At 69.1% G+C, this 19,413-nt stretch carries 20 protein-coding genes; 9 read left to right on the top strand and 11 right to left on the bottom strand.

Features of this window, described 5'->3' with window-relative positions; all coding sequences use genetic code 11:
• Window positions 1-350 precede the first annotated feature (350 nt).
• Genes B2J89_RS14930 through B2J89_RS14915 form a run of 4 tightly spaced genes read left to right on the top strand, consistent with a single transcriptional unit; the run spans window position 351 to window position 4,050 of the window.
• Window positions 351-1,652, top strand: a complete 1,302-nt coding sequence (locus B2J89_RS14930) for a M20/M25/M40 family metallo-hydrolase (RefSeq protein ID WP_206041743.1) — start codon at window positions 351-353, stop codon at window positions 1,650-1,652.
• Between the two features lie 3 nt (window positions 1,653-1,655).
• On the top strand, window positions 1,656-2,108 hold the full coding sequence (locus tag B2J89_RS14925) for a hypothetical protein (protein ID WP_169169862.1): 453 nt from the start codon (window positions 1,656-1,658) through the stop codon (window positions 2,106-2,108).
• On the top strand, window positions 2,105-2,827 hold the full coding sequence (locus B2J89_RS14920; RefSeq protein ID WP_169169861.1) for an ABC transporter ATP-binding protein: 723 nt from the start codon (window positions 2,105-2,107) through the stop codon (window positions 2,825-2,827). Before B2J89_RS14925 ends, B2J89_RS14920 begins: the two co-directional genes overlap by 4 nt.
• On the top strand, window positions 2,824-4,050 hold the full coding sequence (locus B2J89_RS14915; RefSeq protein ID WP_169169860.1) for an FtsX-like permease family protein: 1,227 nt from the start codon (window positions 2,824-2,826) through the stop codon (window positions 4,048-4,050). The genes B2J89_RS14920 and B2J89_RS14915 overlap by 4 nt, the downstream gene beginning before the upstream one ends.
• 193 nt (window positions 4,051-4,243) lie before the next feature.
• Here B2J89_RS14915 and B2J89_RS14910 read toward each other — a convergent pair whose 3' ends face one another.
• From B2J89_RS14910 to B2J89_RS14860, 11 genes are all read right to left on the bottom strand, one after another.
• On the bottom strand, window positions 4,244-5,422 hold the full coding sequence (locus tag B2J89_RS14910; protein ID WP_169169859.1) for a CMD domain protein: 1,179 nt from the start codon (window positions 5,420-5,422) through the stop codon (window positions 4,244-4,246).
• A gap of 29 nt (window positions 5,423-5,451) precedes the next feature.
• Window positions 5,452-6,783: an acyl-CoA thioester hydrolase/BAAT C-terminal domain-containing protein gene (locus B2J89_RS14905; RefSeq protein WP_169169858.1), complete on the bottom strand. Its 1,332-nt coding sequence runs from the start codon at window positions 6,781-6,783 to the stop codon at window positions 5,452-5,454.
• Window positions 6,784-6,795: 12 nt separating this feature from the next.
• Window positions 6,796-8,367 carry an ABC transporter substrate-binding protein gene (locus B2J89_RS14900; RefSeq protein WP_169169857.1) on the bottom strand — a complete coding sequence of 524 codons (1,572 nt, stop codon included), beginning with the start codon at window positions 8,365-8,367 and terminating at the stop codon, window positions 6,796-6,798.
• A 42-nt stretch (window positions 8,368-8,409) separates the two neighbouring features.
• Entirely contained in the window at window positions 8,410-9,426 is a 1,017-nt protein-coding gene (locus tag B2J89_RS14895; protein ID WP_169169856.1) for an ABC transporter ATP-binding protein, read from the bottom strand.
• Window positions 9,423-10,454 carry an ABC transporter ATP-binding protein gene (locus B2J89_RS14890; protein WP_169169855.1) on the bottom strand — a complete coding sequence of 344 codons (1,032 nt, stop codon included), beginning with the start codon at window positions 10,452-10,454 and terminating at the stop codon, window positions 9,423-9,425. The genes B2J89_RS14895 and B2J89_RS14890 overlap by 4 nt, the downstream gene beginning before the upstream one ends.
• Entirely contained in the window at window positions 10,451-11,350 is a 900-nt protein-coding gene (locus tag B2J89_RS14885) for an ABC transporter permease (RefSeq protein WP_169169854.1), read from the bottom strand. The genes B2J89_RS14890 and B2J89_RS14885 overlap by 4 nt, the downstream gene beginning before the upstream one ends.
• Window positions 11,347-12,321, bottom strand: coding sequence for an ABC transporter permease (locus B2J89_RS14880; RefSeq protein ID WP_169169853.1), 975 nt, complete (start codon window positions 12,319-12,321; stop codon window positions 11,347-11,349). Before B2J89_RS14880 ends, B2J89_RS14885 begins: the two co-directional genes overlap by 4 nt.
• The gene (locus B2J89_RS14875) at window positions 12,318-13,817 is read right to left on the bottom strand and encodes an NAD(P)/FAD-dependent oxidoreductase (protein WP_240965042.1); all 1,500 of its coding nucleotides are present in this window, start codon (window positions 13,815-13,817) and stop codon (window positions 12,318-12,320) included. The genes B2J89_RS14880 and B2J89_RS14875 overlap by 4 nt, the downstream gene beginning before the upstream one ends.
• Entirely contained in the window at window positions 13,814-14,794 is a 981-nt protein-coding gene (locus B2J89_RS14870) for a LysR family transcriptional regulator (protein ID WP_169169851.1), read from the bottom strand. The genes B2J89_RS14875 and B2J89_RS14870 overlap by 4 nt, the downstream gene beginning before the upstream one ends.
• Before the next feature lie 131 nt (window positions 14,795-14,925).
• Window positions 14,926-15,405 carry a DUF421 domain-containing protein gene (locus B2J89_RS14865; RefSeq protein WP_169169850.1) on the bottom strand — a complete coding sequence of 160 codons (480 nt, stop codon included), beginning with the start codon at window positions 15,403-15,405 and terminating at the stop codon, window positions 14,926-14,928.
• Between the two features lie 279 nt (window positions 15,406-15,684).
• Window positions 15,685-16,299, bottom strand: a complete 615-nt coding sequence (locus B2J89_RS14860) for a DUF1326 domain-containing protein (protein ID WP_169169849.1) — start codon at window positions 16,297-16,299, stop codon at window positions 15,685-15,687.
• Here B2J89_RS14860 and B2J89_RS14855 point away from each other — a divergent pair.
• The 5 genes from B2J89_RS14855 (at window position 16,298) to B2J89_RS14835 (ending at window position 19,413) form a co-directional block, all read left to right on the top strand.
• The gene (locus B2J89_RS14855; RefSeq protein WP_169169848.1) at window positions 16,298-16,516 is read left to right on the top strand and encodes a hypothetical protein; all 219 of its coding nucleotides are present in this window, start codon (window positions 16,298-16,300) and stop codon (window positions 16,514-16,516) included. The two genes, B2J89_RS14860 and B2J89_RS14855, sit on opposite strands and share 2 nt — an antisense overlap.
• Before the next feature lie 76 nt (window positions 16,517-16,592).
• Window positions 16,593-17,330 (top strand): DUF2182 domain-containing protein, encoded by a 738-nt coding sequence (locus B2J89_RS14850; RefSeq protein ID WP_240965041.1) that lies wholly within the window; start codon window positions 16,593-16,595, stop codon window positions 17,328-17,330.
• A gap of 93 nt (window positions 17,331-17,423) precedes the next feature.
• A complete protein-coding gene (locus B2J89_RS14845) occupies window positions 17,424-17,834 on the top strand; it encodes a YchJ family protein (protein ID WP_169169846.1) in 411 nt (136 codons plus the stop codon).
• Between the two features lie 144 nt (window positions 17,835-17,978).
• A complete protein-coding gene (locus B2J89_RS14840) occupies window positions 17,979-18,641 on the top strand; it encodes an HAD family phosphatase (protein WP_169169845.1) in 663 nt (220 codons plus the stop codon).
• A 76-nt stretch (window positions 18,642-18,717) separates the two neighbouring features.
• Window positions 18,718-19,413: a DUF4197 domain-containing protein gene (locus B2J89_RS14835; RefSeq protein WP_169169844.1), complete on the top strand. Its 696-nt coding sequence runs from the start codon at window positions 18,718-18,720 to the stop codon at window positions 19,411-19,413.

Raw genomic sequence — 19,413 nt, 5'->3', positions numbered from 1 at the left:
AACGGTTTGCGCCCCTCCTTGATCTGCTTGGGGCGCAGGCCGTATTTTGGCGCCAACTCGGCCTGCGTTTATCACCACACACGACTTCAAGCGCCACTGGCGCCGTGATGGCGGCGGGTCTTCCGCCCATTTCTTATTCCGGTCTCGGAGGCCATCTTCCGCCCTGTTCAGGCGAAAAATGCGCTTCGCGATCTGTTCGATGTGCGGGAGCATCCACGAGGATTGCTATAGCATCCTGGGGCGCTATGGGCACGCATTGCATGTGTGCACGGTCACCGGCCTTCGCACCGGACCGAGATTGACCATCCATGGCGCGGATAACAACTATTCATCTGGAGATGTTTCAATTTATGCATATCGCAGCACGTTTTTCATCGCTGGCGCTCGCCCTGGGCGCAGCCTTTGCCGGTTCTTCCACCATGGCGCAGACCTCCAGCCATGCGGCCGACATTGAGCGCATTCTGGCCAGCCCGGCATTCAAAACGGCTGCGGCCACAATCGACAAGGAGCATGGCCGCATAGTGGAAGACGGCGTCAAGTTCACCGAAATTCCTGCGCCGCCGTTCAAGGAAGAAGCCCGCGCCAAGGAGTTTGCCAAGATGCTCAAGGCGGCCGGCCTGCCCGATGTGAAGATCGATGAAGAAGGCAATGTGACCGGGCTGCGCAAGGGCACGCGCAGCGACGGCAAGGTGGTCGTGGTGTCGGCGCACTTGGACACGGTGTTCCCTGCCGGTACCGATGTGCAAGTCAAGCGCCAGGGTACGAAGCTGTACGCTCCCGGTATAGGTGATGACACCATGAGCCTGGCCGTGTTGCTGGGTTTTGTGCGGGCCATGGAGGCTGGCAACATCAAAACGCGCGATGACATCCTGTTTGTCGGCACGGTCGGTGAAGAAGGGCCGGGCGATCTGCGTGGTGTGCGCCACCTGTTCACCAAGGGTGAATACAAGGACAAGATCAAGAGCTTCTTTTCTCTGGAGTCTGGAAGCGTCAGCCAGATCACCAATGGCGGAGTGGGCTCCAAGCGTTACCGCGTGACCTTCAGCGGTCCTGGGGGCCACAGCTTCGGCGCGTTTGGTCTGGTGAACCCCATGTTCGCGCTGGGCCAGGCGGCCAATGAGTTTTCACGCATCCAGGTTCCGGCCACGCCCAAGACCACCTACAGCATTGGCGTGATCGGTGGTGGCACCTCGGTGAACTCGATTCCGCTGAGTGGCTGGATGGACGTGGACATGCGTTCGGAGTCGGTCACCGAACTCAAGCGTGTCGAAGACCGTCTGCTCAAACTGGTGCAGGATGCCGCCGATGGCGAGAACTTTGCACGCTCTACCAAGGAAGGCAAGATCAAGGCCGAGGCCAAGCTGATCGGCGACCGCCCGGCCGGAAACACCGATGCAAAATCCGATCTGGTGCAGACCGCCAAGGCGGCGATCGAGGCCGGCGGCTACAAGGTCGATTACCGGTGGAGTTCGACCGATTCGAACCTGCCCATGAGCCTGGGCATCCCTGCGATCACCATCGGCCGCGCGGCACCGGACAAGGGCGGTCGTGCGCATTCGCTCGACGAGTGGATCGACGTCGAAAAAGAACCCATGGTCAAGGCCATGGCAACCAGCCTGAGCATTGTGCTGGCAACCACAGGTATGGAGTAAACGATGGGCCACAGAGTGCAGGGGGACCGGTTCATGCATCGCCGCGAGTTCGCGGTTTCTCTTGCTCTGTGCTCCGTGGCGCCTGCCGTGTGGGCTGCGCCGCCGCGGATTCGGATGTTTGAGTTGTACCAGGACGATTTGGGGTTTTCGGATACCGCCAAGCAGCTCAACGGCAAGACCGTCAGCATCCAGGGTTTCATGGCGCCGCACCTGAAAGTCGAGTCGGATTTTTTCGTGTTGTCGAACACACCGGTGGAAACCTGCCCGTTTTGTGCGTCCGAGGACGAGTGGATCAACACCATTATTTTTGTGCGCATCAAAAAACGCCAGGAAGCGGTCAAGCCCGGCGACCTGATCCAGGTTCTGGGCCGCTTGGAGATCGGGCCGCAGACAGATGCCGCGACTGGTTTTGTCAGCCGGGTCCGGCTGGTCGATGCCAGCTTCCAGCGCTTATGAGTCCGGACCGTTTGCACGGCGGGCTGGAGGCGCGCTCGGTTGGCGCTGTCTTTTTCGACGCCAGCGGTGCCAGCATCCAGGCGCTGCACAAGGTCAGCGCCCAATTTTTATCCGGCCATCTCACTGCCATTGTTGGCCCTTCGGGCTCTGGCAAAAGCACCCTGCTGCATGCGCTGGCCGGTATCGTGGTGCCCCATCAGGGCGAGGTTCGCTTTGGCGCAACCGTGGTCAGCCAGCTGGGCGAAAGGCAGCGCGATGCGTGGCGCCTGGCGCACTGCGGCATGGTCTTCCAGGACTTTCGCCTGATCGATGAGCTCGATGCCTTGAGCAACACCTTGCTGCCGGCGCAGTTTCAGCGCGCGCGCTTGCCCGAGGTTTTGCGCGAGCGCGCACGGGCCTTGCTTGCACGGTTTGAGGTTCCCTTGCGGGCCGGGCCGGTGGCGCGGCTCTCACGCGGCGAGCAGCAGCGGGTCGCCTTGGCGCGGGCCCTGTTGCTGGACCCACCAATCATTCTGGCCGACGAACCTACGGCCAGCCTCGACCCCGGCAATGGGCAACGGATTGCCGATGAACTCCACGCCATGGCGCGGGCCGGCAAAACCGTGGTGGCGGTCACCCACGATCACAAGCTGTCGGCGCTGGCCGACCAGGTGCTGCGCATGACTGCGGGACAAGTGCTTCTTCCCCAGCCCGCCGACACGGCCTCCATGGTTGCATGATGAATCCCCTGCCCGGCATTCGCGCCGCCCTCACGCGTTACCGTTTCAGCGCCCTGGCTTTTGTGTTGCTGGTTGCGGCGGGCGTCACCCTGTCGGTGGCCATCGTCTCGCAAGAGCGGGCCCTGCGCAGCGGCAGCGCCCGGGCGGCGGACCGCTTCGACATGATTGTGGCGCCGCCCGGCAGCCGTACCGACGCCTTGATGACCGGGGTGTTTCTGCGGCCCGGCTCTGGCCAGTTGCTCAGCGCGCCTCTGACAGTGGCCTTGCTCAACGACAGCCGGGCCGGCTTTGTGTCGCCATTGGCTTTTGGCGACAGCCACCGTGGTGCACCGGTGGTGGGCGTGGTCGCGGCCCTGGTCGAACATTTGTCGGGCGGGCTGGCAGAGGGGCGGCTTTTTGCGACGCGCCATGAGGCCGTGGTGGGCGCTGCGTCGGCACTCCAGGTGGGCGACACCTTCGAGCCGGTGCATGGGGTGCACCACGGCGGAGAAGAACACGGTGGCGACGAGCACCTCAATGCGCACGATGCCACGGTGACCGTGGTCGGGCGCATGAAGCCAACGGGCTCGCCCTGGGACAAGGCCGTGGCGGTGCCGGTCGAACTGGTCTGGTCACTGCACAACTTGCCGATCGGCCACGCGCCGGAGTCCACCCAACTCGGCGTGCCCTTTGACGCGGCCCACACGCCCGGTATTCCTGCGGCCGTGGTGCACACGGGGAACGTGGCCAACGCCTACAAATTGCGGCGCGCGTATACCGACAAGGAGTCCATGGCTTTCTTTCCGGCCGAAGCCCTGGTGCAGCTCTATTCCATCCTGGGCGACATGCGCCAGTTGATGAGCTTGCTGGCCCTGGTGACGCAGGCCTTGGTGCTGTTGTCCATCATCGCCAGCGTGTTCATTTTGTTCCGCCTGCTGATGCCGCAGTTTGTCACTTTGCGCGCGTTGGGGGCACCGCGGCGTTATGTGTTTGCGATGGCCTGGGGCTTTACGGCCCTGCTGGTCGGGCTCGGTGTGGTACTGGGGCTGGCGGGCGGCTACGCGCTGTCGTTTGGCATCAGCACCTGGCTCGCCCACCTGACCGGCGTGGCGTTGCGGCCCACCCTGGGCGGGACCGAGTGGCTGATGGCGCTGGCGATCCTGGCGGTGGGCCTGGTGCTGGCGTCGTTGCCGGCGTGGCACATGCAGCGTGTGTCTTTATCGGCGGCGATGAAGGAATACTGATCCAGGGTCCGCTGAATTCCATCGGCGATGGGGCGGAACAGGTCGGGCGCCGGTGACCTAGCAGGTGCTTCCACCAGGCGGCCAACGGGCGCTCGAGCAATCTTTGCCACCTGGGGGGCGGGATGGTTCCCAGCAAGGTTCGACAGGCTCGCTGCGTCCCCGAAGGGCATGCAGCGGTCCGTGATGGCGCGCTCTAGTGCGCTGGAGCGGGTGCCGGAAACACCGCCTCGCCCAGGTTCAGCATCAACCGGTTCGCCCAGGCGAAGATCGCCACGGCGTGCACCAGGTCGAGCACTTCGAGGTTCGTGAGCCCGGCGGCGCGCACGGCCTGCAGCTGGGCGGCGCCAAAGCCGGCCGGGTTTGCCGTCAGGTCGATCGACAGCTGCACGATGGCGCGCTCGCGCGCATTGGTGCCGGCACCCTGCGGCTCGGCGAACAGCTGGCAGATCACTTCGTTGCGCTTGGTGAGCTGCTCGAAGCGCTGGGCGTGCACCGAGGCGCAGTAGACGCAGCCGTTCACGCGCGAGACCACGGCGCTGGCCAGTTCGCGCTCGGCGCGCGAGAGGCCGCCGGGGGCGTACATGATGGCGTTGAAGACGATGGAGCGCTCTTCGAGGATGCGCGGCTGGTGCGCCAGCACGCGGTAGTAGTCGCTGTCCTTGGCCTTGGGGTGGCTGCTGGCCAGCACGGCCAGCTGCGCGGGCGTGGCCTGGTCGAGGTCCAGCACCGGCAGCCAGGCGGACCAGTCCAGGGTTTCGCTGGTGTAGCCGTTCACGCGCACGGGTTCGCCGGGTTGGGGCAGGTGGGCGGGGTGCACGAACGGCGCTTCCTCCGCGGGGGCAGCGGCCGGCGTGCTGTGCAGGTCATCGCCCAGTTCGACCAGCGCCTGCAGGCCGGCGACCACGCGCAGCTGGTAGGCGACGAAGGCGATCAGCTGCGCCAGCGCCACCACCTCGGGCGTGGCCAGGCCCGCGGCCGGCAGCTTGTGCAGCGCGGCCTGGTCGCCTTCGACGGGGCGCTCGGTCAGCGTGCGCGCGAAGGCCAGGATCGCTTGCAGGCGCGCGTCGCCGGCAGCGGGCTGGCCACCGAGCGCGGCCTGCTGCGCCGGCGTGAGCGGCAGGGCCTGCAGGCGCTCGCGGTAGTGGGCTGCCAGCACCGTGCTGCCCGCCAGGCGGGCGATATGGTGCGCGGCCAGCAGGCGTTCGGCCAGCGACGGGGCACCGCTCAGCGCCGGGTCGAAAATGCTGTCGTAGCTGCCCTGGGTGGCGGCGACAACCTTCGCGCGCTGGTGGCGCACGGCATGCACGGGGCTGCCGTCCGGCAGCGGCACCAGGGCATCGACCACGTCGGTGGCGGCGGGGGATGGGGTCATGACAGGGGCTCCGAAGTGGGATTGAAATATCAGGTGCTTTGGGGCTCTAGCGCAGACTGGGTCTGCACAGCGTGCTCTAAAAAATGGAGCACGCTAGCCCACGAGGCCTCGTCGGCATGGGCGTTGACGGCCGGCGTTCCGCCCGTGGTGCTGAGCCGCCCCGACACCGGGTGGGCATAGACCAGCTGCGTGGTCGGCACATAGGGAAAGACGATGGCGTGCCCGCCGCCTTCGAAGTCGAGCTGCTCGACCGGGTAGGGGTGCTGGACCTGCGCCAGCCGCTCGGCGACCATGCGGCCGTACAGGCTCGACGGCCAGGAGCCGTCGTCGCTCGCGGTCAGCAGCAGCACCGGGCCGCGGATGTTCTCGACGCGGATGCGCGCACGCTCCACGGCCTCGGGGTCTTGCAGGGCGGTCAGCAGCGCGTGGGCGTGGCGGCGCGGCTCGGGGCCTTCGTCCCACGGTGCCCAGCTGGCGGTGCGGTTGTCTTGCCACAGGTGGGGCAGGGGTTGGCCGCGCCAGAGCCAGGCCGGGCCGTTGCGGCTGTCGGGGCCGTTGGCCGGGTTGCAGGCGTTCTGCGCGCTGTGCACCACGGCGCCGGGCACATAGCCGATGACGGCCGAGACCAGTTGCGGGAGCAGCGAGGCGAGCAGCAGCACCAGCTCGCCGCCGCGCGACTGGCCGCTGAGCGCGACGAAGCCGTTCAGAGGCCGCACTTCGCGGTGCAGCCAGTGCAGCGCTGTCTCGAAGATTTCGAGCGGCGTGTCCGAGATGTAGTCGGACAGCCCCGGCGCCTTGAAGTACCCCAGCGCCAGCGCAGCGTAGCCGTGCGAGGCGTAGAGCGCGGCGCGCGGCTCGTTGATGCCGCCGCCCGAGCCGTTGAGCACCAGCACGGCCGGGTGCGGGCCCGACCCGGCGGGCGTGAACAGCGTGCCGACCAGGCCGTCGTCGCGCACCTCGCGCCGGGTTACGCCGGCGCCCTGCAGGCGCTGCACCAGGCGCGCCTGCAGCACGGGCGCGCCGTGGCGCTGCGCGGTCACGCCGGTGGTGAGCGCGGCGGCGGGCTCGGCGGCAAACACCTCGCGCGGCGCGCCAGCCTGATCGGGCGCCTGCGACCACACCAGCCCCATGGCCGACACGCCGCCGTAGCTGCCGGCCAGCGGGGCGTCGCGCTGCAGGTCCACCACGCCGTCGGCGTTGGCGCGGAACGTGGCGTGGGAGCACCACACCACGCCCGGACCGCGCAGCGTGCGCGTGGCCAGCGTGACTTCCTCGCCGGGCGCGAGGCCCTGCACCGCGATGCAGCGCGGCACGTCGATCAGCGCGTCTTCGGGGGTGACGGTCAGGGTGGCGGACGGCATGCGCGCGCTCCCTTACTTGGCGACCGGGCTGACCTGCATCGCGGTCGTGCGGTCGCTCAGCAGCGGCACCACTTTCAGCCCCTTCTTGGCGGCCCAGATGTTCTGGTAGTGGAACAGCGGGATGTGGCCGACGTCGTCGGTGACCAGCTTGACCGAGTGGCGGAAGATGGCCTCGCGGCGCTTGGCGTCGAACTCGACGGTGGCGGCATCGAGCGCCTTGTCCACGGCCTCGTTGCTGTAGCGGCCCCAGTTGTTGACGCCGCGCCCGCGCTTGGCGTCGGTGCTGGCCAGCGTCTGCAGCAGGCCGTAGCCGGCTTCGCCCGTGCCATTGCCCCAGGCGATCACGCTGACCGCGTATTCGTTCTTGCCGGCGCGGCCGGCGTACACGCTCCATGGCACGACCTCGACCTTGGTCTTGACGCCCGCACGGGTCCAGAACTGGGCCACGGCCTGCACGGTTTCGGGCGCCTGCGGGTAGCGGTCGCCGGGCACGTGGATGGTGATCTGGAAGCCCTGCGGGTAGCCGGCCTCGGCCAGCAGCTTCTTGGCCTGCTCGGCGCTGTAGGCGATGTCCTTGACCTCGGGGTTGTAGCCGAAGGTGTTCTTGGGCATCCACTGGTTGGCCTCGGTCACCGTGCCCTGCAGGATGCGGTCGGCGATCGCCTTGCGGTTGATCGCGACCGACAGCGCCTGGCGCACCTTGAGCTCCTGCAGCGGGTTCTTGTCGAGCGGCTTGCCGGCGTTGTCGGTGATGAACTCGTTGGGGCCGGGGCGGAAGCTCGGCTGCAGCAGCAGCACGCGCAGGCCCGGGTAGGTGTAGACGCTGACGGACGGCGTCTTCTTGAGCTTGGCCACGTCGGTCACGGCCACCTTGTCGATCACGTCCACGTCGCCGGCCAGCAGCGCGGCCGTGCGCGCCGCGCCGTTGTTGATGAAGCGGTAGTTGACCTTGTCCCACACGGGCTTCGGACCGTAGTACGACGGATTGCGCTCGAACACCGTGCGGTCGCCGGGGCTGTACGAGACGAATTTGTACGGCCCGGTGCCGACCACGGCGCGGCCGGCGTTGTAGTCCTCGGTCTTGGACTTTTCACCGACGTGCTTGCTCACGATATAGATCGACGCGATGTCGAGCGGCAGCATGGGGTTGGGCGTGTTGGTCTTGACGATGACGGTGTGCGGGTCCTTGGCGGTGGTCGACTCCACCGTGCGCAGCGCGCCGGTGTACGAGGCCACGGTGCCGGGCACGCTGCGCGCGCGCTGGAACGAGAACACGATGTCGTCGGCCGTGAACGGCGTGCCGTCCTGCCACTTAATGTCGCTCCTCAGCTTGAATTCCCAGGTCTTGTCGTCGAGCGCCTTCCAGCTCGACGCGAGCGCCGGCTCGAGCTTGCCGCCGTCGCGCGAGTTGATGATCGAGTCCCAGAAATGCAGCGCGAGCGAGCGGTCGCCGGCGTGGTTGTTGAGCTGCGGGTCGACCGACGAGACCGGGTCGGCAAAGCCGATGGACAGCGTCTGCGCCGAGGCGGCCGCGCTGGCGGCCAGCACGGCCGCGGCGATGAGGGAGAGCTTGCGGTGGTTCATGGCGATGCCTTTCAGGAATGACAGATCAGGAAAACAAGGGGTTCAGGCCGCATCGTTCAGATGGCAGGCGCTGGCGTGCCGGATGGCGATGCCGCGCAGCTGCGGCACTTCGACGCTGCAGCGCGGCATGGCGTGCGGGCAGCGCGGGTGAAAGTGGCAGCCGCTGGGCGGCGCGATCGGGCTAGGGATCTCGCCGCGGATCGCGCTGAAGCGGGTGCGGCGCACGTCGATGCGCGGAATCTCGGCCAGCAGCGCCTGGGTGTACGGGTGGTTGGGCCGGGCGAACAGCTCCTCGACCGGCGCGCTCTCGACCACGCGGCCCAGGTACATCACGGCCACGCGGTCGCAGACATGCTCGACCACGCCGAGATCGTGGCTGATGAACAGGTAGGCCAGGCCGAGCTGGTCGCGCAGGTCCATGAACAGGTTCAGGATCTGCGCCTGGATCGACACGTCGAGCGCGGCCACGGCCTCGTCGCAGACCAGCATGGCCGGCTGCACGGCGAGCGCGCGCGCAATGCCGATGCGCTGGCGCTGGCCGCCGCTGAACTGGTGTGGGTAGCGGTGGCGCAGGCTGGGGTCGAGCCCGGCGCGCTGCAGCTGGGCGGCGACGTAGTCGTCCTCGCCGGCCGCATCGGTGAGGCCGTGCAGGCGCGCGGCCTCGCCGACGATGCGCGAGACGCGCAGGCGCGGGTTCAGGCTCGCGAACGGGTCCTGGAACACCATCTGCACGCGCAGCCGGGCGGCCAGGCGCTGCGGCGCGTCCAGCGCTTCGAGCGGTGCGCCATTGACGCGCACCACGCCTTCGGTAGGCGCGAGCAGCCCGGCGGCAATGCGGCCCAGCGTGGACTTGCCGCAGCCCGACTCGCCGACCAGGCCGACCACTTCGCCGGGGCGCACGGCCAGGTCTACGCCATCGACGGCGTGGGTCACCACGGGCGGCGTCTCCCAGCCGAGCCGGCGCAGTGCCCGGCCCAGGGGCCCGGGCGGCGGCTGCGCGCCAAAGCGCTTGGTCACGTCCTGCATGTCGACCAGGGGCAATGCGGTAGCGGTGCTCATGCCGCGGCCTCCACGGTGGCCGGCGCAGTGCCGGGGTGAAAGCAGCGCACGGTGTGGCCCGGTGCCTCGGGGCGCGGCTGCGACATCTCGGGCATGGTTTCGCAGACCGCGCTGGCGCGCGCGCAGCGCGGCGCGAACGCGCAGCCCGGGGGCATGTGCAGCAGGTTCGGCGCCATGCCGGGAATCTGCTGCAGCCGCGCGCCGCGCTGGCGGGTTTGGCGGTTGGCGCTGGGCAGGCTGCCGATCAGGCCCTGGGTGTAGGGGTGCTGCGGGTGGTCGAGCACGTCGTCGACGCTGCCGTGCTCGACAATGCGCCCCGCATACATCACGGCAATGTCGTCGGCCAGGCCGGCGACCACCGACAGGTCGTGGCTGATCCAGATCATCGCGGTGCCGGTGCTCTGCACGAGCTTCTGCATTTCGGAGAGGATCTGCGCCTGGATGGTCACGTCGAGCGCCGTGGTCGGCTCGTCGGCAATGATCAGGTCGGGGCCGTGCAGCAGCGCGATCGCAATCGCCACGCGCTGGCGCATGCCGCCCGAGAGCTGGTGCGGGTAGGCGCGCAGCCGGTCGTCGGGGCTCGGGATGCCCATCAGCGCGAGGGTGTCGCTGGCCTGCTGGCGCGCCTCGGCGGTCGAGACCTTGCGGTGGGCCTGCACCGCCTCGATCATTTGCGTGTCGACGCGCAGCACCGGGTTCAGCGTCGCCATCGGGTCCTGGAAGATCATGGCGATGCGGTTGCCGCGCAGCGCGCGCTGTTCGCGCGGCGGCAGCTGCGTCAGGTCGCGGCCCTGGAACAGCACCTGGCCGCCTTCGATGCGGCCCGGCGGATCGACCAGGCCCATGATCGAAAAGCCGGTGACCGACTTGCCCGAGCCCGATTCGCCGACCAGGCCGAGCACCTTGCCGCGCTGCAGCGTGAACGAGACGCCATTGACCACCGGCAGCACGCCGGCGCGCGTATGAAAGCGCGTTTGCAGCCCGCGCACTTCGAGGGTGGGCGGTTCTTGGGGGATTGCGGTGCTCATTTCTGCAGCCTCGGGTTCAGCACATCGCGCAGCTGGTCGCCGACCAGGTTGATCGCCATGATGGTGGCGAGCAAGGCCACGCCAGGAAAGAAGCTGATCCAGTATTCGTTGGACAGCAGGTATTGGTAGCCGTTCGAGATCAGCAGGCCCAGCGAGGGCTCGGTGATCGGCACGCCCAGGCCCAGGAACGACAGCGTGGCCTCGAGCGTGATGGCGCGCGCGATCTGCAGCGCGCCGATCACCAAGAGCGGCGGCAGGCAGTTGGGCAGGATGTGGCCGGTGAGGATGCGCCAGCGCGGAATGCCCTGGCCGCGCGCCGCCTCGACGTATTCGCGGTTCGTCTCGACCAGCGCCTGGCCGCGCGCGGTGCGCGCGTAGTAGGCCCATTCGAGCAGCACCAGCGTCAGGATCACGTTGCCCACGCCTTTGCCGACGTAGGCCAGGATCATCAGCGCCATCAGGATGGTCGGGAACGACAGCAGCAGATCGACCACGCGCATCAGCAGCGCATCGACCCGGCCGCCGGCGTAGGCCGCGAGCAGGCCGACCAGCGTGCCGAGCACCGCCGCGATCAGCGCCGAGCCCACGCCCACCAGCAGGCTGATGCGCAGGCCGTAGACGATGGCCGAGTACAGGTCGCGGCCCTGGCCATCGGTGCCGAGCCAGTAGGTGTAGTCGGCCGAGCTGCTCGGCGTGCCGGGGTGCAGGCGCGCGTCGAGCACGTCGAGCTGCATCAGGTCGTACGGGTTCTGCGGCGTGATCCAGGGCGCGGCCAGGGCGGCCAGCGCGACCAGGACCAGCACGACCAGCCCGGCCACGGCCACGCGCGAGCGCAGGAAGTCGGCGCCCACGCGCCACCAGATCGAGTGCTCGTCAAAGCTGCGGGAGGTTTTCATTTCGCGGCCTCCAGGCGCACGCGCGGGTCAAGCAGTTTGTAGAGCAGGTCCACGACCAGGTTCAGCGTGACGAAGATCACCACCACCACCATCAGGTAGGCCACCACCACGGGCCGGTCGAGCGAGTTGATGCTGTCGAGGATCAGCTTGCCGGCGCCGGGCCAGGCAAAGATGGTCTCGGTCACGACGGCGTAGGCAATCGTCGCGCCCAGCTCCAGCCCGAGCACCGTGACCAGCGGGATCAGCGTGTTGCGCAGCACATGCATGACCATGACGCGCGCGGGCGACAGGCCCTTGGCGCGGGCGAACTTCACGAAGTCCTGCGGCAGCACCTCGCGCACGCCGGCGCGCGTGAGGCGCAGCACCAGCGAGATCTTGAACAGCGCGAGGTTGAAGGCCGGCAGGATCAGGTGCTGCAGGCCGTCGAGCGTCAGCCACGACCACTCGATGCCCAGCAGCGCGCGGGTCTCGCCGCGGCCGCTGGCCGGCAGCCAGCCCAGCTGCACGCTGAACACCATGATCAGCAGCAGCGCCACCCAGAAGGCCGGCAGCGAAAAACCGACGATGCTGCCGGCCATCAGCGTGTGCGAGACCGGGTGGTCGGGCTTCATGCCGGCGAACAGCCCAAGCGGCACGCCGATCACGATCGCCAGCAGCAGGGCGCACACGGCCAGCTCCAGCGTGGCGGGCAGCCGGTGCAGGATCAGGCGGATCGCGTCTTCCTGGTAGACGAAGCTCTTGCCCAGGTTGCCGTGCAGCGCGCCATCGACAAAGGCCAGGTACTGGCGCCACAGCGGCTGGTCCAGGCCCAGGCGGGCAATGGCCTCGAGCCGCTCCTGCTGGTTCATGTCGTCGCCGATCAGGATGTCCACCGGGTTGCCAATGGCGTGCAGGCCGGCAAAGACGATCAGCGTCATCACCACCACCACCAGGGCCGCCTGGGCCACGCGGCGCAGCAGCCAGCCGCTCATGGGCGCTCTCCGTCGACGTAGGCGGGAAAGTCGGCCGGCGTCCATTCGTCGCCGTCGAGCTCGGGCTCGGCGTAGCGCTCCATCGCGGCAAAGTGCAGTGCGGCGTCTTCGGTGAACAGGCTCGCGGCCAGGCCCTGGCCCAGGCGCTTGGCACCGTCGCTGATCTGCGGAATGTCGCCTGCCACCGCGCCGTGCGACAGCGCCGACGGGTAGCAGAAGCAGTGCACGCGCTCGAGCCCGGGGCAGGCGCCGGGGGCCTTTTCCTGGAATTCGAGCAGCGCGCCCAGGTCGGGCGACTGCGCCAGTTCGGCGTCTTCCTGGCCCGGTGCGGGCTGGTAGCGGTCCTGCCACAGCCGCACCTGCGGGGCGAAAGCGGCGAACTCGGGGCGCTGGCCCCAGTCGGGGCGAAAGCCGGTGCAAAAGACCACGAAGTCGGTGGCCAGCGGGCCCTTGGCGGTGTCCAGGCGCAGCGCGCCGTCGCTGCGCTGCGCGGCCGACAGCACGGGCGTGCCCAGGTGGAAGTGCGCGTTCGCATGGCGCGAAACGCGTAGCGTGCTGCCGTGCGGCGGCGGCACCTGCTGCACGTTGATGTAGTGGCGAAAGCGCCATTTCCAGTCGTCGGGGAGCGCCTGGAAGCCGTGCGCCACGCCGGGGCTGCCGGCGCCCTTGCCCTTGTTGATGCGCGGCATCTCGCTGCGGCGCACCAGCAGGTCAACGCGCGCCGCGCCCGCTTCGAGCGCGGTGCCGGCGCTGTCCATGGCCGAGGCGCCGCCGCCGATGACGGCCACGCGCTTGCCCGCGAGCCGCGCGGCATCCCAGAGGTCGGCCGAATGCGCCCAGCGGTCGCGCGGCAGCGCCTGCGCCCAGTCGGGCACCCAGGGGCCGCCGAGGCCGTCGCGGCCGGTGGCCAGCACCACGTGGCGTGCGAGTACCTGGTACGGGCGCCCGCCCTGCGTGTCGTCTGCCAGGTCGAGCTGCACCACGCCGTCGGCGCGCGGCCGCACGGCCAGCACGCGCTGCTCGTTGCGCACGTCGAGCGCGAGCACGCGGCGGTACCAGCGCAAATAGTCCATCCACTGCAGGCGCGGGATCTTGTCGAGCGCTTCCCAGGCGGCCAGGCCGAACTGGGCCTCGAACCAGGCGCGGAAGGTGAGGGCGCCAAAGCCGAGCGCCGGGCCGGTCAGTTCCTTGGGCGAGCGCAGCGTCTCCATGCGCGCCGTCGTGGCCCAGGGGCCTTCGAAGCCTTCGGGCGCGCGGTCGAAGATGCGCGCCTGCACGCCCAGGTGGGTGAGCGCGGCGGCCAGCGCCAGGCCGGCCATGCCGCCGCCGACGATGGCGGTGTCGAGCACCTCGGCGCCGTCCTGCTGGCGCGGCGGCACCCAGCGCCGCGGGGGCAGGCACAGCCACTGCAAGTCCTGGCGCAGGCGCGCTTCCAGCGCCGCCAGGCCGTCTGCGCAGACGTGGTTCATGGGGAAGAGGTCGGTCGTTGAATTCATGGGTTCGTAAGTGTCAGAGGGGGCGCGGCATCGCCCGCGGACCCGGCCTGCAGCAGGCTCGCGTGGTCGGCCACATCGTGTTGCCGGCAGCCCGGCAGGGCCAGGGCCGCTTCGCGCAGCGCCTCGGCCAGGGCGCGCACGGGCGCCGTCAGTGGGTGGGCCTGCGGGGTGATCACGCCAAAGAAGAAAGGAATATCGACGTCCAGCGGGCGCACGACCACGCCATCGAGCGGCGCGCCCAGGGCCGTGAGCGGCTCCAGCACGGCCACGCCCAGCCCGGCGCGCACCAGGGCCTGGGCGTTGATGGAGGCGTTGGTCTCTATTAGGCCATCGCCGCGCCGCGGGTTGGGCCCCAGCACCGCGTCCAGCCGGTGGCGCAGGCGAAACGGGTTGCTCAAAGTGATCAGGCGCCGCTGCGTCAGCGCGGCCAGCGGCACGGTGGCCAGGGCCGCCAGCGGGTCGCCCTGCGCCAGCACCGCCACGCAGGGCAGTTGCGCGATCCAGTGCACCTGCAGGCCGCGGTGCTCCAGCGGCAGGCTGCAGGCGCCCAGCTGCACGGCGCCGGTCAGCACTGCGTGCACGACCTGTTCGGGCGCGGCCGAGCGCAGCTGGACCGGGGTGGCGCCCAGGTGCGCCTCGGCGCGCCGCAGCGCCTGCGGCAGCAGCCCGACCGCCAGGGCCGAGGTGGCGGCCAGCCGCAGCGGCTGGTCATCGCCACGGGCGATCTCGGCCGCGCGCGCATGGACCTGGCGCAGGCTGGCCAGCGCCCGTTCGGCGTCTTCGTAGAGCAGCAGGCCCTGCGCGGTCGGCGTGACGCGCGGACCGTGGCGCGTGAACAGTGCGTAGCCGATCTCGGCCTCGAGCTCCTGCACGAGCCGCGTCACGGCCGGCTGCGAACGGTTCAGCAGCTTGGCCGCGCCCGTGACGCTGCCCACCGACATGACGGCAGCGAAGGCTTCGAGTTGGCGGAGTTCCATGCGTTCAATGATTCAAAGATTGCATGATGATGCATGGAATATGCAAACCGCAAATAATAAATCGGCATTTGCTTAACGGATCCAGGGCTGCTCACACCCGGCAGCGCGGCCGCCGGGGCGCCACCCCAGGCTCAGGCGGCGCCGCTGCGCTGGCGCAGCACCACGGTGATCTGGCCGTTGGTCTCGATGGTGGCGCGCTCGACCTCGTGGGCGTTCAGGCAGCCGCCGGCGCGCAGCGCCGCTTCCAGGTCGTCGTGGGTCAGCAGTTCGCTGCGCATCACGGCGCGGTCGATCTGTCCCTGGTCGATCAGCTTCTGCGCCTTGCCGTCGACCCAGCGCGAAATCCGGGGGTGGCGAAAGCTCAGGTGCGCCAGCGCCACATGGCAACTGAGCAGCGTGCTGGCCGAGATCAGGCCGCCGACCAGCGAGTTGTCGCCGGCGTTCATCGAGTTTTGCACCGCGTTCGACAGGATCAGCAGCAAGACCAGGTCAAATGGCGCGTACTGTCCCGTCTGGCGCTTGCCCGTCAGGCGCAGAAACACCAGCAGGAACAGGTACACCGCCACCCCGCGCAGCACAAACTCCCACCACGGCACGCTCATCGAGAACATTGGCATCTCCTCCCTTGCAGGGCGCGGCGGAGGCCGCACCGACAGAAGCGGCCAGTCTACGGGCCGCGGTGCCGCATGGCGTGCAGGGCAGGCCGAGCGGCCCTTTTCCCGCGCGTCTCAGGTCGGACCTCCTTCTCCCAGACAAGGGTTGGTTTATGGATGAAAACAGGCTGCAGCGCAGTCGGGGTCAGCGCTGTAAGCTCTTTTTTTGATAGCTGAACGGCGCCTTCCGGGCGGCGCCAGGCCCGCGCGCGCTGCGAGCGCTTCCTGCGACAGACCTCAGCCGGCCCAGGCAAACGGCGCAAAGTGCCCGTTGCGGGTGCCGCTGCTGTCGTCCCAGTCGATGCCGAAGGCGTGAAAGCGGCTGTGCGTGGCCTTGGCCAGAGACAGCCGGCCGTTGACCGGGTGCATGGTGTGGTCGATGCCGATGGCCTGTGCCGGGTCGGCGGCGCTCGGCACGCCGTCGCAGGCCTGGTCCACCAGATCGCCTGCGGCCAGCGCGTAATGCAGCCCCTGGGCGTCGAAGCGGATCGGGCGCCGTTCGATGCCGGCGTTCGTGCCGACCAGCGGCGCCAGGGCGGCCATGGGACCGCCGGCCGCTCCGCTCGCGATGGCGCCAAGGGCCTCGAGCTGCGGGTCCGAAGCGCGGTCGTCAACGATCAGCCCCACGGTCAGGTGGCCTTCGACCATCGGGCCGGGCGCATGCAGCATCAGCACGAAGGACAGCCCGTCGAGCGCCAGGCCGTCCTTCGCGCCTTGGTCGATGTGGAACGCAAGGGCCGCCTTGCAGTCGCCTTCGGTCGGCCGTGCTGTGAGGTTGGAGACGATGCAGGGGCACAGAAATGTGCAATTGCAGGTCTCCATGTAGTGACCTGTGATGTGCCAAGCAGACATGGTGTTACTCCTTGTGCGAGGTGCCGGTGCGGAACCCGGCGTGCAGGGCGCTCAAGGCGGGCAGCAGCGGCTGCACCCAAGCACTCTATGCCTGCGCCGGAACGTTCGCAAGCTGGACTTTCGCCCTGCCGGCAACCTGCCCGATGGGCGTGCCGAGCCCGTGCCCTGCGGCTTGACGGCCGGCACCGTCACGCGCATCGTGGGATTGCGCGCCTGACGCGCAGGAAGGGGTGCCCATGCGAAAACCGGAACGCGCTTCGGGCGCCCCAGCCCCGCAGAGTGGTGGCTCGCCCATGGCCCACCGCCGCCGATGGGCCGCGGGGATATTGGCCGCCAGCCTGGTCTGCTGGGCCGTGTTGGTCTGGATGGCGGTCGACATGGGCCAGCCGCTGGCGCAGCTGGCCATGCCGGACGCTGCCGACTGGGGCGCGGCCAGCGTGCTCGCGGTCTGGGCGATGTGGGCGCTGATGATGGCCGCGATGATGCTGCCGTCGGCGCTGCCCATGGTCCTGGCCTTCACCCGGCTGTGCGAGCGCAGCGCAGAACAGGCGCGGGCGCTGGCGTTTGTGGCCGCCTACCTTCTGGTGTGGGGCGCCTTCAGCGGGGCGGCGACCGCGGCGCAATGGGCCTTGCAGGCCCTGGGCTGGACCGATCCGATGGCCGCCAGCCGGTCGGCGTGGCTCACCGCGCTGCTGCTGTGCATCGCGGGCGCCTACCAGTTCTCGCCGCTCAAGCGGGCCTGCCTGTCGCGCTGCCGCACGCCGATGGGGTTCTTGCTCGGCGAGTGGCGCGCGGGCGTGCGCGGCGCGTGGGCGATGGGCCTGCGCCACGGCCTGTTCTGCGTCGGCTGCTGCGGGGCGCTGATGGCCCTGCTGTTCGTGGGCGGCACCATGAACCTCGCCTGGGTTGCCGCGCTCGCCATGGCGGTCGCGATCGAGAAGCTGCTGCCCGCGGGCGAGCGGCTGGCTGCGCTGCTGGGCCTGGGCCTGGGGGCGGCGGGCCTGGTCAAGCTGCTGCTCCTGTGGCGTTAGCCGCCGAGGCGGCGGCGCATGCCTTGGCCAGCGAGGGGCGGCTGCCCCCCACGCGGGGCCGACCTGGCCACGATCGCGGACAATCCTGCGGCCATGCCTTCACCGCTTTCTGCCCCCTGCCCCTGTGGCGCACTCTCGCCGCGGCGCCAGCCGCTGGCGCTCGGCGACTGCTGCGGGCGCTATCTGGACCATTTGAACGACACGCCCGCGCCCGACGCCGAGCACCTGATGCGCTCGCGCTACAGCGCGTTCGTGCTGCAGCGGCGCGACTACCTGCTCGCGACATGGCACGCGGGCACCCGCCCGGCCACGCTGGAGTTCGAGCCAGGCGCGCGCTGGCTCGGGCTGGAGGTGCGCCGCCACCGCGTGCAGGGCGCCGACCATGCCGAGGTCGAGTTTGTCGCCCGCTACCGCGTCGCCGGCCGCGCCGTGCGCCTGCACGAGCTCAGCCGCTTCGTGCGCGAAGCCGGGCGCTGGTTCTACGTCGACGGCGACAGCCGCTGATTTCACGCCAAACAGGCTTCCAGCCCTTGGCCTGACTGCGCGAGAAGCTATCAAAATAAAAGCAACGGCGCCGCGCCGGCCGCGTGGTTTCCAAAATACCAGCCAAAACCACCCCAAACGCTTACCCATCAAGCGCCAATAGCTATGAAATTTGAAGCCATCCTGTTCGACTGTGACGGCGTGCTGGTCGACAGCGAACCGCTCACCAACGGCGTGCTCTGCACCATGCTCAACGAGGCCGGCTGGGCGCTGGCGCCCGAGGAATGCATGCGCCTGTTCATCGGCAAGACGGTGCGCAGCGAGGCCGCGCGCATCGAGGCGCACACAGGCCGGGCGCTCACCGACGCCTGGATGGACGAGTTCTATGCGCGCCGCAACGCCCAGCTGCAGGCGCACCTGCTGCCTATCGCCGGCGCCCCCGAGGCGGTGCGCGCCGTGCACGCGCGCCTGCAGGGCCGCATCGCCTGCGCTTCGGGCGCCGACCGCTTCAAGGTCGAGATGCAGCTGGCGCAGGTGGGCCTGGCGCCGTACTTTGCCGGCCGCATCTTCAGCGGCCACGAAATGCCGGCCACCAAGCCCGCGCCCGACGTGTACCTGGCGGCCGCCGCCGCCCTGGGCGTGCCGCCCGCGCACTGCCTGGTGGTCGAAGACACGGTGACCGGTGTCGCCGCGGGCGTGGCCGCGGGCGCCACGGTGGTCGGCTACAGCCCTTCTCCCGTGGGCCACGGCACGCCCGAGGCGCTGCGCGCGGCGGGTGCCGTGCATGTGATGGCCGACATGGCCGAGCTGCCGGCGCTGCTCGGTTAGGGGCTTCTCACGCCACGTTCACACACGCGGCACACTGGGGCCATCTTCCGTTTTCGTTTTCTCCAAGGAGCCTTCCATGCAACGACGCCAATTCCAGGCCTCCGGCCTTGCGGCCCTGATCCTCCTGGCCACGGCGCGGGCGCAGGCGCTGACGCTCGCGGACCTGAGCAATGCCGACGCCAGCAGCGGCGTGAAGGCCGCGCTCGAGCAGGGCGCGCTGGCCGCCGTGGGCCTGCTGGGGCAGTCCGGCGGCTTCCTGAACAACCCCAAGGTGCGCATCCCGCTGCCGGGCTACCTCAACGATGCCGCCAAGCTGCTGAAGAAGTTCGGCCAGGGGCAGCGCATCGAGGAACTGGAGACCTCGATCAACCGCGCCGCCGAAGCCGCCGTGCCCATGGGCAAGGACCTGCTGGTCGGCGCCGTGCGCAGCATGAGCGTGACCGATGCCAAGAACATCCTGAGCGGCGGCGACACGTCGGTGACGCAGTTCTTTTCCGAAAAAACCCGCGCCCCGCTGGGCCAGAAGTTCCTGCCCATCGTCACCCAGGCCACCCGCAAGGTCGGCCTGGCCCAGCAGTACAACGCCTTTGCCGGCAAGGCGGCCGGCTTCGGCCTGGTGAAGAAGGAGGACGCGACCCTCGAGCAGTACGTGACCGGCAAGACGCTGGACGGGCTGTTCCTGGTGATCGGCGAGCAAGAGCAGCAGCTGCGACAGAACCCGGCGGCGGCGGGGAGCGCCATCTTGAAGAAGGTGTTTGGGGCGCTGAAGTGA

The organism is Acidovorax sp. SRB_24 (assembly GCF_012931925.1).
The sequence above is the reverse complement of the archived record's forward strand: the minus strand, read 5'-3'. Positions and strand labels throughout refer to the sequence as shown.